At 66.5% G+C, this 14317-nt stretch carries 11 protein-coding genes; 5 read left to right on the forward strand and 6 right to left on the reverse strand.

Translation table 11 applies throughout. The annotated features are described in order from the left end of the window. The first annotated feature begins 20 nt into the window (after positions 1 to 20). Positions 21 to 1982: a zinc-ribbon domain-containing transport protein gene (locus LZC94_05930; protein ID WXB16814.1), complete on the forward strand. Its 1962-nt coding sequence runs from the start codon at positions 21 to 23 to the stop codon at positions 1980 to 1982. 301 nt (positions 1983 to 2283) lie between these two features. Here LZC94_05930 and LZC94_05935 read toward each other — a convergent pair whose 3' ends face one another. The 3 genes from LZC94_05935 to LZC94_05945 all read right to left on the reverse strand — a co-directional run bounded on the left by LZC94_05935 (position 2284) and on the right by LZC94_05945 (position 6185). Further along, positions 2284 to 2424, reverse strand: a complete 141-nt coding sequence (locus LZC94_05935; protein ID WXB16815.1) for a hypothetical protein — start codon at positions 2422 to 2424, stop codon at positions 2284 to 2286. A 272-nt stretch (positions 2425 to 2696) separates the two neighbouring features. Further along, complete coding sequence (locus LZC94_05940) at positions 2697 to 4397, reverse strand: acyl-CoA dehydrogenase family protein (protein ID WXB16816.1); 1701 nt, start codon at positions 4395 to 4397, stop codon at positions 2697 to 2699. A 45-nt stretch (positions 4398 to 4442) separates the two neighbouring features. Next, positions 4443 to 6185 (reverse strand): HDIG domain-containing protein, encoded by a 1743-nt coding sequence (locus LZC94_05945; protein ID WXB16817.1) that lies wholly within the window; start codon positions 6183 to 6185, stop codon positions 4443 to 4445. Positions 6186 to 6417: 232 nt separating this feature from the next. On the opposite strand from LZC94_05945, the gene folP reads away from it, so the two are divergent. The 3 genes from folP to LZC94_05960 are packed head-to-tail and all read left to right on the forward strand — an operon-like array spanning position 6418 to position 9333. Further along, a complete protein-coding gene (folP, locus tag LZC94_05950; GenBank protein ID WXB16818.1) occupies positions 6418 to 7260 on the forward strand; it encodes a dihydropteroate synthase in 843 nt (280 codons plus the stop codon). Beyond that, positions 7253 to 8398, forward strand: coding sequence for a diadenylate cyclase CdaA (cdaA, locus tag LZC94_05955; protein ID WXB16819.1), 1146 nt, complete (start codon positions 7253 to 7255; stop codon positions 8396 to 8398). Before folP ends, cdaA begins: the two co-directional genes overlap by 8 nt. 2 nt (positions 8399 to 8400) lie before the next feature. Then, positions 8401 to 9333, forward strand: a complete 933-nt coding sequence (locus tag LZC94_05960; protein ID WXB16820.1) for a YbbR-like domain-containing protein — start codon at positions 8401 to 8403, stop codon at positions 9331 to 9333. 403 nt (positions 9334 to 9736) lie between these two features. Here the strand turns inward: LZC94_05960 and LZC94_05965 are convergent, their stop codons facing one another. After that, positions 9737 to 10204, reverse strand: a complete 468-nt coding sequence (locus LZC94_05965; GenBank protein WXB16821.1) for a hypothetical protein — start codon at positions 10202 to 10204, stop codon at positions 9737 to 9739. A 247-nt stretch (positions 10205 to 10451) separates the two neighbouring features. Between LZC94_05965 and LZC94_05970 the strand changes: the two genes are divergently transcribed. Next, complete coding sequence (locus LZC94_05970; protein ID WXB16822.1) at positions 10452 to 11063, forward strand: response regulator; 612 nt, start codon at positions 10452 to 10454, stop codon at positions 11061 to 11063. 106 nt (positions 11064 to 11169) lie between these two features. Here LZC94_05970 and LZC94_05975 read toward each other — a convergent pair whose 3' ends face one another. Both LZC94_05975 and LZC94_05980 read right to left on the reverse strand, forming a co-directional pair. Further along, entirely contained in the window at positions 11170 to 13017 is a 1848-nt protein-coding gene (locus tag LZC94_05975) for a serine/threonine protein kinase (protein ID WXB16823.1), read from the reverse strand. 41 nt (positions 13018 to 13058) lie between these two features. Continuing rightward, positions 13059 to 14144 (reverse strand): hypothetical protein, encoded by a 1086-nt coding sequence (locus LZC94_05980; protein WXB16824.1) that lies wholly within the window; start codon positions 14142 to 14144, stop codon positions 13059 to 13061. Positions 14145 to 14317 lie beyond the last annotated feature (173 nt).

Raw genomic sequence — 14317 nt, forward strand, 5'->3', positions numbered from 1 at the left:
CGTTTGCTACGTTGGACGTCGTGTGTTCGTCCCGTTGCTCCATGCTGCGTGCGCTGCGACTGGCCGCGATGGCCATCGCCTTTCTTTTCACGGCGGCGCCGCTCGTCGCCGATGCCGCGTCGCGGCCGGGCGGCGGCGGTAGCTACTCGAGCGGCGGTCGATCGAGCGGCTCCAGCGGAGGAAGCCGTTCCAGCGGCTCCAGCGGAGGCTCGCGCAGCTCGGGTGGGGGCTCCTTCTCCGGCGGCCGCGGTTACTCTTCGAGTGGCGGTGGGACCTACTCGAGCCGGGGAGGCTACAGCAGCTCCAGCGATGGGACGTCGTTCGCCTTCGCCTTTGCGTTCATCGGCATCCTGGTGGCGGTCGCCGTCGTGGTGTTCGTGCTCTGGCTCGTGCGCGGCGGAACGCAGCGAAAGCGGCGCGCCATCCTGGAGGCTCAGTACGCGCCGCCCGCGCAGCCGCCGCGGAGCGCGTCGCTCGAGCCGCTGCGCGCGCGCGATCCGGCGTTGACGGTGGAGAGCATCGTGGGGCGCGTGCAGCACATGAGCGTCATCCTGCGGGAGGCATGGTGCGCGGGCGATATGCGCCCTGCGCGCCCCTTCCTCTCCGACGGCGTGTTGAGCCGTTTTCAGGTGCAGCTCGAGCTGATGCGCGCCGAGGGCGTGCGCAACGTGATGAGCGACGCCTCGATCCTCTACACGACCATCGAGGGCGTCGACTCCCACCCGCCGGTCGACGTCGTGCACGTTCGCTTCACCGCGCGAGCGCGCGATCGCAACGTGCCGTACACCGCCACCCCGGAGCAGGCGGCCAAGGCGCTCGCCGACGCATCCATCGAGCCGTACACGGAGATCTGGACGTTGGTGCGCAAGCAGGGCGCGGTGACCAAGCTCGCGCCCGAGCAGGTGGGCAAAGCGTGCCCGCAGTGCGGCGCGCCCCTCGATCCGCAGGCGGAGATGATTCAATGCAAATACTGCGGCGCGCTCGCCTGTTCCGCCGAGCACGACTGGGTGCTCTCGGAGATCACGCAGCTGTCCGAGTGGTACCCCGAGTCGTACAGCGAGGTGCCCGGCCTGGCCGCGCTCCGCGAGACCGATCCGCTGGTCGCCCGCGAGCCCCTGGAGGACCGCGCCTCGTACTTGTTCTGGAAGTGGATCGAGTCGGCCCGAAAGCGCTCGCCCGCGCCCCTCCGCAAGTGCGCGACCCCGGACTTCATCGCGACGCGCGCCAACGTGGGCCCGCTGGCCAATGTCCGCGACGTGGCCATCGGCGCCGCCGACTGCATCCTCTGCGATCCCGGCCCCGAGGACGACTTCGATCACGTTTACGTCAAGATCTACTGGTCGGCGCGCATGCAGCCGAACCAGGAGCCCACGCCCATCCAGACCATCGCCCGCCTCTCCCGCCGCGCCGGAGTCCACGCCAAGTTCTCGATGACCGCGGTGGTCTGCCCCAACTGCGGCGCACCGCTCACCGAGAGCGACACCACCCGCTGCGATCACTGCAGCACCGAAATCGCCGCCGGCGATCGCGCGTGGGTCCTCGACGCGATGCTCCCGCCCGACGAGGTCCGCTCGCGCGCCATCCCCGATCAGCCGCTGCCCGACTGGATCGTCCCCAACATCGCCGATCCACGCGAGCGCAGCGTGCTCTTCGCCCAGATGGCCCTCTTGATGTCCCACGATGGAAAGCTCGACAAGCAGGAGAAGAAGCTCCTGCGCACCTGCGGCCGCCGCTGGGTGATCCCCGAAGAAACCGTGGCCCACGTCATGTCGAACCCCCACGCCGCTGCCACCATGCCCCTCGTGAGCGCCTCGCCCCAATGGTTCCTCGCCGGCCTCGTCTCCGCCGCCCTCATCGACGGAAAGCTCGACACCCAAGAACGCGCCCTCCTCGACCGCGCCCGCGCCGCCCTCTCTCTCCCCCACGAAGAACTCGAGCGCCAAATTCAAACGCTGAAACAGCGCCTCGGCGTGGCCGCTTAGCCGCTCGGGGGAGATTCAACCGCCAGGACGCTAGGGCCGCCGGGGCGGATTAACCGCCAGGGCGCTAGCTAGGGCCGCCGGGAAGATTAACCGCCAGGGCGCTAGCTAGGGCCGCCGGGGAAGATTAACCGCCAGGGCGCTAGGGCCGCTAAGAGAGGAGAGAGAATTCAGGATGGATTGAGGGTCAAAAAAATCCCCCACTCTTCCTCTGTGGCGACCCTAGCGCCCTTGCGGTTGAAAAATCTCTTTCCGTCCCTTGCGGCAGAAAGCTTTCTATCCGTCCTTTGCGGTAGCCCACCGTTCACACGATATCGAACGGGTAGCCTCCGTCGTTGTACGCCCGGTCCGCAATCGCCTTGCGCAGCTCGTCGTCGTTCTTCTCGAACGCCGCCACATTTTCGGCCAGCCGCCTCTCGGCTGCCGCCACGAAGGTGGTCGTCAAATCGATCTCGCGCCGCGCCCTAGCCGCCGGGGGAGATTCAACCGCCAGGACGCTAGGGCCGCCGGGGAAGATTAACCACCAGGGCGCTAGGGCCGCTAAGAGAGGAAAGAGAATTCAGGATGGATTGAGGTCAAAAAAATCCCCCACTCTTCCTCTGTGGCGACCCTAGCGCCCTTGCGGTTGAAAAATCTCTTTCCGTCCCTTTGCGGTAGAAAGTTTTTGTCCGTCCCTTGCGGTAGAATCCCGCCGCGCCTCGGGCGGTAGCCCACCGTTCACACGATGTCGAACGGGTACCCGCCGTCGTTGTACGCCCGGTCCGCAATTGCCTTGCGCAGCTCGTCGTCGTTCTTCTCGAACGCCGCCACATTTTCGGCCAGCCGCCTCTCGGCTGCCGCCACGAAGATGGTCGTCAAATCGATCTCGCGCCGCGCACCTTCTTCGCCGCGCTGCTCCAGCGCGCGCGTGGTCCGCGATAGCACGGCCGCGATGGCGAAGAGATCGATGGCCACGTCGGCCACCCGCTTTTGCGTGTACTGCATCTCGGCGATGTCCTTGCCGAACTTGCGCAGCGCCTTGTCGACGTTCTTTGCCAGCTCGGTCGTGTATTCCTCGAAGACCACCGCCTCGCGGTTCAAAATCGGATGAATCCGCGTAAAGCGCTCGCGCCCCAGCGCCGTCCGCGCCTTGCGGATCGCAAAGTCGCTGAGGAGCCCGAAGCCCTTGATCGGCTCGCGCATCGCCCGCGCCACCTCGACCAGCTGCCTCCCCGGACCTTGCATGCCGCTCAGCGCGATGAAGCAGCGCAGGATTTCGTTGGTCCCCTCGAAGATCAAGTTGATGCGCGCGTCGCGCAGATGGCGCTCGTACGGAAAGTCCTGCATGTACCCGATGCCGGCCGCGATTTGCAGCGACTCGTTGACGATGCGCCAGAGCGCCTCCGACCCGTACACCTTGCAGATCGCGCTCTCCACCGAGTAATCGGCCACATTGGCGTCGATGAGCCCCGTGGTCAGGTACGTCATGCTCTCGAGCGCGAACGTGTCCGCCATCATCGTCGCGATCTTGTCCTTGATGAGCCCGAACTCACCGATGGGCCGCCCGAACGCCTTGCGCTCGCGCGCGCGCTCCACCGACAATTTGATGAGCCGCTTCGCGAGGCCGATCCCTCCGCTGGCCACCCCCAGGCGCCCGTTGTTGAGCACCTCCATGGCCACCTTGAAGCCGCGCCCCGGCTCGCCCAGCACGTTCTCGGCGGGCACCTTCACGTCGTCGAAGAACACCTCGGTCGTGGAGCTCCCCCGGATCCCCAGCTTGTGCTCGTTGGGCCCCGTACGGACCCCCATCCCCCGCTCCACCACGAACGCCGTGATGCGCGGCTTCGCCCCGTGCTCCGCCGGCGACGTGCGCGCGAACACCGTGAAAAGATCGGCGAAGCCGCCGTTGGAGATCCAGATCTTCGACCCGTTCAGGGTGTAGTACCGCCCGTCGGGGCTCTCCTCGGCGCGGGTCTGAATGGCCGCCGCGTCGCTCCCGGCGTTGGGCTCCGTCAGGGCGAAGGCCGCGACCAGTTCACCGGTGGCCAGGCGCGGAAGGTACTTCTGCTTCAGCTCCTCGCTGGCGAAGAGCAGGATGCCCTTCATGCCAATCGACTGGTGTGCGCCCAAAGTCACCGCGAGCGAGCCCTCGAGGCCGCTCACCTCCTGCATGATGCGCGCATAGCCGGTGGCGGAGAGACCGATGCCGCCGTAGTCGTTGGGCACCAGGAGACCGAAGAGCCCGAGCTCTTTGATCCCGCGCAGCACATGCTCGGGCACCATCGCCTCGCGGTCGATCTTTTGGGCGTCGACGTGCTGCGCGAAGTACTTGCGCACGCTGTCGAGCATGATGTGCAGGCTGGCCGTCTCCGCCGGCAACGGTTCGGGGTACGGCACGATCAGGTTGTCCGCGATCACACCGTGGAACAACGACTTCATGAACGACTGCTCGATCATTCGGTTCTCGCTTCGATTTTTCGTCAATCAGTTCGGTTTCGAAGAGCCCTTGCCCGACTCGCCGCTGCCGCTGCCACCCGACGTCGGCGGCTTCGAGAGCGGAGCCGCCGCCACCAGCGCACCCTTGCTCGCGCGCCGGCCGCCGGAGCGCTCGTCTTTCTCCTGCCAGGGGTACTTGATGCGGCCGTGGTACATCGCCACCAACGTATCGGCCATCTTCACGATGAGGATCTTCAGATCCTCCACCGTGAGCCCCGACTCGTCCAGCTGGCCCGTTTTCAGCTTGGTGAAGAGGATGCGCTGGATCATCTCTTCGAATTTGGCCTTTTCGGGGGGCTGAATCGTGCGGCTCGCCGCCTCGATCGAGTCGACGAGCATCAAAATGGCCGTCTCTTTGGTCTGCGGCCGCATGCCGGGGTAGCGAAAGAAATCCTCGGTGAGGTTCTTGGCATTTCCGCGCGATTTGCACTTGTGCCAGAAGTACTCGATCACCTGCGTGCCATGGTGCGTATAGGCAAACTCCACCACCGGCTCGGGGATGCCCCGATCGCGCAAAAGCTTCGTCCCCTGAACCACGTGCGCCATGATGGCGTCGGCGCTCACCTCGGGCTCCAGATCCTCGTGCGGCGAGCGCTCCCCCGGCCCCAGGTTTTCCACGAAGTACTTGGGCTGAATCGTCTTTCCCAGGTCGTGGTAGTAGGCGCCCACCCGCGTGAGGAGCGCATCGGCCCCGATGGCCGCCGCCGCCGCCTCGGCCAGGTTGGCCATGGCCCGCGCATGCTCCCAGGAGCCCGGCGCCTCCTCGGCCATCTTGCGCAAAAGCGGGTGCTCCAAGTCGGTCAGATCCATCAGCCGATCGCGCCCCACGCTGCCCACCGCCCGAACGGCGGTCTGACGCAAAAGGTGCGCGAGGATGCCCGCCAGCAAGCCGCCGCCCACGATGCCCAGCACCGGCGACTCCAGCCCGATGTAGAGCTCCCGCTCGGGGGAGAATCGCCCTTCGAACACCGTCATGATGGCCGCGTACATGGTGGCCGCGATCAAGCCGCCGCCCAGGCCCGAGAGCATCATTTGCCGCGGGTGCTTGCGGTTCAGAAAGAGCAGGCTCGCGGCGAGGCCCCGCGTGACCAGCACCGCCAGAAAGGGGAGGTCGAAGAGCAGCAGGGCCGAGGCCATGAAGCCCATCATCATGTTGATGAGGAACGCCGTCCGCCGCTCGAAGGCGAAGGTGCACCAGAGTGGGACCGTGGCAACGGGAATCCAAAATTCGCTCAGCGGCGTAAAGACCAGGATCGTCTTGGCGACGATGAAGGCGGCCGCCATGGTCCCAAAAAGGCCCAGCTGGGTGCGCAAGAGCCGCGTGCGTGTCGGTCCGAAGCGGCGAAGGTAGGCGGAGACCAGCAAAAGCAAGGTCAGATGAATGATGAACATCGCCGCCGTGCGAATCGTGCGCGCGGGGCGGCGGGTCATCTCGAACGCGTAGCCGATGCGGTGCAGATCGTTGGTGCCGTCGAGCACCGTTCCGCGCGGGATGATGACGCGCGCGTGCTCGTAGGCGATGAGCGACGCGGCGTCTTCGACGGCGGGCGCGTTTTTTTGGATGAACGACGCGTACGGAACGCGGATGGTCGTCGGTGTGGGGGCGCCGAAACGCGGGGCGAGCTGGGGGATCAACGCATCGCCAACCTGCGCGAACGTGATGATTACGGCGAACCCGAGGCTCATGACCACCCCGGCGATCGCCCCCGCTCGGACCCTCGTTCGCAGCATTCTTGGAGGCTCGTATCAGCCTGCCGGACCGCAAGCCGAGGATCGTGAGGCTACTCTGCCGGGAATTGTCGTGGCAAGGCCACGAAACCTTGCTCAACGGTATGGGTATTGCTAGGTGGTTAAGTCGTCGCGGGCTCCTCGGCGCGAGCGCGTGGAAGGCGGGTCGGTGAATCGGGCGAGATCTTTCTTTGCGAATATTCAGCGGGCGGCGTCGACCCGGGGCACCGCCGTCATGGGTATCTGCAACGTCACACCCGATTCGTTCAGTGATGGTGGCCAGGCCTACGAAGAGAAAGACGCGCGCAACAAGATCGATACGCTCCTGCGCGAAGGGGCCGACATCCTCGACATCGGCGGCGAGTCCACCCGCCCTCGGGCCCCGCTCGTTCCCCCCGACGTTCAGCTCGCCCGGGTGCTCCCCGTGGTTCGCTACGCCGTCGAAAAGGCCGCCGAAGCCGGCGCGTGCGTCTCCGTCGATACATCGAGCGCCGAGGTCGCCCGCGTCTGTCTCGAGGCCGGCGCTTGGGCCATCAACGACGTCTCGTGCCTGCGCGAAGACGCCCTCGCCTCGGAAATCGCACGGGCCGGCGCGGCGTTCATCCTGATGCATGCGCGCGGAAGCCAGGCCGAAATGCACGGGTTCAGCGACTACCGCGGCGCCTACGGCGACGTGGTGACCGACGTCGTGACCGAGTGGCGCGCGGCCGCCGATCGCGCCGTCGCCCGCGGCGTGCCGCGCGACGCGCTCTGGATGGACCCGGGCCTCGGCTTCGCCAAAACGGCGGCGCAAAGCTTGGAGCTTTTGAGGCGCCTTCCGGAAATCGAACGCGGCGCTTCGGCGCCCGTCGTCATCGGCGCGAGCCGCAAATCCTTCCTCAAGGTGGCCGACGCCCAGGCCGAGCCCCAAGAGCGCCTCGGCGCCTCCCTGGCCGCGGCCATCCATGCTGCGGCCCAGGGCGCGCGCGTGGTCCGCGTGCACGACGTGCGCGCCACCCGCCAAGCGTTGGAGCTGATGACCAAGCTCGGCGCGCCCTTCGTCCACGCCCAAACGGGGAGGAGGCCGGCCGATGCTTGAGGGGCTCCTTCACCTGTTCTCCGCGCGCCCGGCGCGCGACATCCTGATCGACATCGTCGATCTGCTGGTGGTGACGTACGTCATCTACCGCGCGCTCATCGTCATGCGCGGCACGCGGGCGATGCAGATGGGGACGGGCCTCGGGGTCATCTTCATCGTCTACGTGGTCGCGCGGTGGCTCAACATCGTCACCCTGTACAACCTGCTCTCGTCGCTGCTCTCGTCGATCATCTTGGTGGTGGTCGTCGTCTTCCAGAACGACATTCGCCGCGCGCTCATGCGGGTGGGCGCGCGCGCCTTCCTCGGCGGCATCTCGCGGCAGCAGGAGTCGCGGGTCATCGACGAGGTGGTCTCCGCCGCCACCGAGCTGGCGCGCCACCGCATCGGCGCCCTCATTTGCTTCGAGCAGGACGCCAACCTCGACGAGTTCGTGGTGGGGCAGGGCACGCTCATCGACGCGCAGGTCCAGCGCGAGCTGCTGGTGGGCATCTTCCTCCCCGAGAGCTTGAACAAGCTGCACGACGGCTCGGTGGTCATCCGAAACCTGCGCATCGCCAAGGCGGGCGTGTTCTTCCCGATGCCCGACACCAAGGTGCTCGACAAGTCCCTGGGCTCGCGCCACCGCGCCGCGCTCGGCATCACCGAGGAGACCGACGCCGTGGTGGTGGTCGTCTCCGAGGAGCGCGGCACCATCAGCTTCTGCTTCAACGGAAACATCATCTCGAACCTGGACGGCGCCTCCTTGCGCCAGGCCTTGCTCGGCCTGTTCGGCCAGCGCGCGCGGCAGAAGAAGAAGGCCCCGGTGAAGAAAGGCGACCGGCAGACCACCGGCTCCTACCGTTTCACCGTTCCTCCTTCGAGCCACGCCCCGCAGTCGAGCGAGCGCGTTCCCCCCGTGGGAAAAGCGGCGGCCGCGAGCGCCGGACCTCCGTCCACCGAACGCGGCGCGGATCGCGCGACCGATCGCGGTGTCGATCGCTCCATCGCGCGGGACTCCTTCGACGACGAGGCCATCAACTCGCGCCCCGATCCTTCGCCCCCGCGAAGGCTCGCCCCCGCCAAGCCGATCGAAACGCCCCAGCCGGCTCCGAGCGCCCTCCAAGGGCCCCCCACGTCGTCGAACGAGACCGATAAGTAACCATGGCACTCGACATCGGCGAAAAGGTCAAAGCCGCCTTCACGGAGAACCTGAACCTCAAGTTCATCGCGTTCGCCCTGTCGCTCGTCCTCTATTCGCTCTTTCATGGAGCGCAGGACGCGCAGCGGACCATGTCGGTGAACCTGGTGGCGCTGATGCCGCCCGAGAGCGCGAGCCGCGTGCTCGTGAGCCCTCTGCCGCAGTCGGTCCACCTGGTGCTGCGCGGCTCGCGCTCGGCGCTCGACGATCTACACTCCGACGAAATTGGGTATTTGCAGATCGATATCCACCTCGGCTCCGAGCGCCGCGTGACCTTGGATCCCTCGATGGTGCACGTGCCGCCCAGCGTGCGGGTGGAGCAGATCGATCCCCCCACCATCGACTTGGTGTGGGAGGACCAGGTGGTGCGCGACGTTCCCATCCAGGTCAGCGTGGTGGGGACACCTGCGCCGGGCTATGTGGTAAAGGGCGTCCCCGTCGCGGAGCCGCCCACGATGCGGGTGCGCGGGCCCAAGAGCGAAGTGCTGGTCCTGCAGCACGTGCGCGCCGATCCTTTCGATGTCTCGGGCCTCACCGAGGGGAGCTTTCGCCGGCACCTCGCCATCGATCGCCCCACCGGCCGGGTGCAGCCGGAGCTGGCCGCACCCAGCGTCTTGGTCACGGCCGAGATCACGCGCGAGGTGGTCGAGCGACCCTTCATCAAGATCCCCGTGGCCGTGGTGGGGCAGGCCAAGGGGAAGAGCCAGCCGACCGAGGTCGATGTGCGCCTCGTCTGTCCGCCCGAGATCCTTCGCGCGCTTCGGCCCGAGCAGGTCGTCCCCAAGGCCACCGTGCACTCCAGCGCGCCCAACGGCAGCGAGTCGATTGCCGTCGAGGTCAATGTCGAAGGCTGCGAGGCGCACACGACGCCCAACGCCGTGGTCGTGCGCTGGTAGCACTTGGCGCAAATCGCATCGCCTCGCGGCGCGAATGGCATCACGGCGCAAATCGTTGTCGCGAACGTCACCGCGAGGCGAACCGTTGCCGTGAACGTCGGCGCGGCGCGGATCGTACGTTGGCGTGAATCGCGCCGCTGCGCGAACGTCACGCGGCGCAAGCCGTTGGCGCGACGTCGGCGCGGCGCGAATCGTACGTTGGCGTGAATCGCGTCGCTGCGCGAACGTAACCGCGGGGCGAATCGTTGCCGTAAATGTCGGCGCGGCGCAAGCCGTTGGTCCGACGTCGGCGCGGCGCGGATCGTACGTTGGCGTGAATCGCGTCGCTGGGCGAACGTCACCGCGGCGCGAACCGTTGGCGTGAGCGCGCCTTAATCGTTCGCTTACCTAAGGCGAATCGTCCCTAGAGCGAACAGTCGACCCAGCTGCCGCCGCCGTGCACCTCGATGCACCTGCCACCGAGGCATTGCTGGTCGAGCTTGCACGAGCAGTTTGCGGCGCTGCAGCCGTTGAACGGCCGACACGCGAAGTCCTTGGCGGCGAGCAACCCCGTGACCAAGCAGTACTCCTGACCCACGAGGCACTTGGTGGTACCGCAGGCGAAGTATGGCTGAGAGTCCGGCGGGCACGCGTCGGGCGAGTCGTCGATGCCCGCGCGATGCGCCTCGCAGGTCATCGTGTAGCGCTTCCCGTCGCAGCCGCATTGTGGGGCGGCGGCCTCGGTGCACGTCTCGGGGCGAGGTTTGCATATGCCATCTGCGCCGTTTCCACACTTCCCGTCGGCGTAGTCGCAATACTCGTCGAAATAGCAGCTTTGGGTCCGCGAGCACACGCGTGTAGGTCCGTTGGGGCCGCCATCGTCCGAGCTCATTTGGCTTCCATCGCCGCCGTCGCGTTGGTTCCGATCATTGCGCATGTCGGGCACCGCCCAGTCCAGCCCACACGCTGCGCTCACTGCTCCCAGCGCGAGCATGAGCGCCACGCGCGCGGGACGGCGAAGTACTCCGGTTTGGTACCCTACCGCGCGAGATGTGATAGTTAGACAGTGGGCTGTCGTCCGCTGGCATCGCGGAATATCGGTTTTCGGTTTGGCCAAGTGTGAGTCGCTATCACGAGTCATGATGACTTCTCGGGAGGGGTTCTTGATCGTCGCCGACGATCCCATCGTCGCGAGGGATGTTGCTTCGCTGGTCAAGCGATTCGGCCCAGCTCACGTGGTGCACGACGCCCCGACGGCAAAAGAAGCGATTTTGCGCTGGATGTGGAACGGAATGGTGGTCGACGAACAGCTGGGCACCGACTCCGGAATGGACCTGGCCGAGCTCGCACGCGAGCGCGATCCATCCATCCCTGTCGCCGTCATCACGGGTGTGCTCGACGGCGCGGTGGTCAATCGCGCGGCACGGCTGGGCGCTATCTTCATTTGCAAACCGTGCGGTGCGGAGGAGCTGACCCCCTTCGTGCGCCAATCGCTCATTCGCGAAGTGGGATCGCCGCAGGTAGGACCGATTCTGATGCGTATTTCGGAGGCGTATTCGCTCTCCCCGCGCGAATCCCAAATTCTCGCCAGCGTGCTGGCCGGCGTCGCGCGCGAACGATTCTTGTCTGATCAGGATATGTCGCCGAACACGTATAAGACCCACGTAAAGTCCCTTCTGCGAAAGACGAATTTTCTCAACCTCAGCGCGCTCACCGCCTTCATCCTCCGGCAGGCCGCCACCGAACGTTGATGAAGCATGCTTCGTTCCGTGACGGGGCTTACGGCGAAATGAAGTCGGTGCGTGTCGTCGCATGTCGCGCCGCACCCCCGGGAGACGATCCCCGGGAGGCGAAGCGTTAGGGCGTACGGCCCTTGTACGGATTGGGCGGGGCGCGGTTGAATTCAGTCGCAGGCTCGGGGGGATTGGTGACCGGGGACTTCACGGGGGTCGAAGGCGGCTGCGTACCCTGGGCGTTGGTGCTTCGCGGACGCGGTCGCGATGCGCGGTGGCCGGCGCTCGAGGTCGCGCTGGATGCGTTGCCCGCGCTCGCCGCATCGGCGCGCGGCGCAGGCTCGGTGCGCGCAGCGCTCTCGGCGCGCGGCGCAGGCTCGGTGGCCGGCGCCGCCGGAGCAGGCGCCGTGGCCGGAGCCGGTGCGGCGGCCGCCGTTCCGTCGTTCGCGCCCTTCGCATCGTTCGCGGCCGCCGGATCGGTCGCGTTCTTGGCGTCGGGATGATCGGCGCGCGCGGGCAAACCTGCCGACACGGGCGACGCGGCTGCAGGCACCGTGGAAAGATGGCGCTCGGCGCGAACGATTCGCTCCAAGCCCTCGTGCCCGGGCCGCATCGACAGCTCACCGTGGATGCCCACACCCGCCACCACGAACACGGAGGCCACGGCCGCGAGCTGCGCGATCCGCGAGACCGACCAGCGCGCCGCGCGCACCGGCATCGACGTGATGTGCCGCGAAGAGTTGAAGCTCTCCACCTCCGAGCACGAGCGGCTGCCCGTGTGGCACATGGCGCCTTCTTCGGGGTTCGACACGGCGCGCGCGCGGTGATCGGGGAGCGCGCCCGTCCCATGAGCCGGCGTGGGCTCCACCCCTTGCGGGCGCTCGGCGCTGCTGCTGGCGGGGACGAGCATCGAGCGCGGGCAGAAGGTGTCGAACGCGCTCGTCATGCGGAGCGAGCTCATGGTCTCGCGGAAGAGCGCGCGTCGCTTCTCGAGCGCCTCGTGCGCGAGATCTTCGACCCAAGCGCCGGTGCGCGCGGCGCTGGCCACGTCGTGATCTTTTCGCGCGGCCGTCTCCAGCGCTTCCGCGAGCTCGAGCGCGGTCTTGTAGCGCTCCTTCGGGTTGCGCGCGAGCGCCTTGAGGACCACCTCGTCGAGCGCCTCACCCACTTGCGAGTTCACGGACGACGGAACCGGAATCGGCCCGCGGAGCACCGCGCGCAACGTGCGGATGGCATCGCCCGCGCGGAAGAGACGGCGGCCGCACACCATTTCCCAGAGGATGACGCCGAGCGCGAACACATCGGCTTGGGGCGTGACGATCGAGTCGCTCACGTACTCGGGGGCCATGTAGCCCAGCTTGCCCTTGCGCGCGCCGTCGGTCGTCCCTTCGATCTGGGTCATCTGGGGCGTGAGCGCCGTGGCCTTCGCGATGCCGAAGTCGACCACGCGCGCCATGCCGTCGAGTCCGACGAGCACGTTCTGTGGCGATACGTCACGGTGCACGATCCCGAGGGGCTGACCCAGCTCGTCGCACGTCGTATGAGCCGCATGAAGCCCCGCAGCCGCGTCGAGCACGATGCGGAACGCGATCGGCAGAGGAATGCTCTCGTTCTTGCGCGCGGAGCCGCGCACGAGGTCCGAGAGGGCGAGCCCTTCGACGTAATCCATCACCAGAAGCAGCTCGTCATCGAACTCTTCGACGTCGATCACGCCCGCCACATTGGGGTGATGGATATGCGACGCGAGCCGCGCTTCCGCGAGCAGCATGCCGCGAAAGGCCGCGCTCTCGAGGAGGTGCGGATGCGCACGCTTGATCGCCACGACCCGGGAGAATCCCTTCGCGCCGCGCGCCCGACCGAGGTAAACGGTCGCCATGCCACCCGCGGCAATCTTCGTGACCACTTCGTAGCGCGAATGGCTCAGCACCTCCGCTCGATCGGATATGAAACTGGCCTGTTCCGCGTGGTTCATTAGGTTCCCTCTGCAAGACCGACCCGATAGGTCTTCATGGGCTAGTAGGTCGTCGTGAGAGTTAAGCAACTCCCGAGCCCCAACGTCGTGCGCGGCGTCGAAGCGCGACCCGGTGTTCGATGATGCGACCAATCAACGAAGAAGATGGCCAGTGTGGCGCTTGCGACCGCGCCGATGGCAGTGAGACCGAGAAGCACGTTCGTGCGCGTTTGTGCCCCACGACCTTCGCTCGCGCGATCGGCAGTGCGGTTCAACTCGAACTCATTGTGCTTCGCGTTCGTGTCAATCCCCGATGCAATTGCCAGCCCTCCTAGGACCGCAGTAGCTGAAACTCCTACCCAAAACCACGTTGGCGACATGCTTCGCGAACTCTTCGAATTCTGCTGATTTATAGCCGGATTTCCTTGTGTGACTGGGTACGATATTGTGTTCTTTGATGAAGGTGTTTGTGCGACATTGGGCGAGGGCTCCGGTTTCAGCTCGATCGACTCGCGGGGTAGGATCACGAAGTCGCGGTGCTCCTCACGACCATCGATTCGCATGCTGAGAACGTGACGTCCCACACCGATCCACGTGCGGGAGTTGACGGGCCAAATGCGATCGTCGACGCGCGCGGTGCACACACGCGGCGCCGGACATTGGATGGTGAGCGTGCCCGCGCGTTCCTCGAACTCCGCGTGCGCGCGCGCGACGAGGGCCGTGAGCGCCGGGATGCGCTCGCCCGTCGCGTTGGCGCCGCCCGTGCGCGGGGCGGCGAGGCGGGCTTCTGCGCGGGCGGTGAGATCCATCACCATGGCCGCGCGGCCCGCGCGCATCGCCGAGTCGAGCGCGAGTTGAAGAGCGAGGGTGTTGGGCGCAAGCGTATCGGCGCGCGAGAACTCGTCGGCCGCGCGGACGTAATCTTTCGCGTCGAAGGCAGCAGCGCCGCGATCGTAGGCCACGGCGGCCAGCTCGTTGGGTGCACTCTGCATGGATCCCATCGAGGCCGTGGTGTTGTTGCTGGTGGTGCTGCTGATGCTGCTGGTGCCCTTGGTCTTGCCGTCTTCCGCGCGAGCGCTCTGGCTCGCGAGGATCAGCAAGACGAAGGCTGCGCCCACACGCGCATGATGGCTATTCCCCCTCAGCATTATGCCCTCATTCGATAGTTACGGACGGCTCCCCTCGGACTCAATTCGCCCTTTGGGGTGATGGGACCCGTCCCCAGGTCGGGACCCCTTGTCGCGGGGATCCTTGGGCGATCACTCGAAATCGGAGCAGTGATCGCTCTCGGTTCCACCCCGCGCTCGAAAGCGCCATTCCT

Source organism: Sorangiineae bacterium MSr11954, assembly GCA_037157815.1.
Taxonomy (GTDB): domain Bacteria; phylum Myxococcota_A; class Polyangia; order Polyangiales; family Polyangiaceae; genus Pendulispora; species Pendulispora albinea.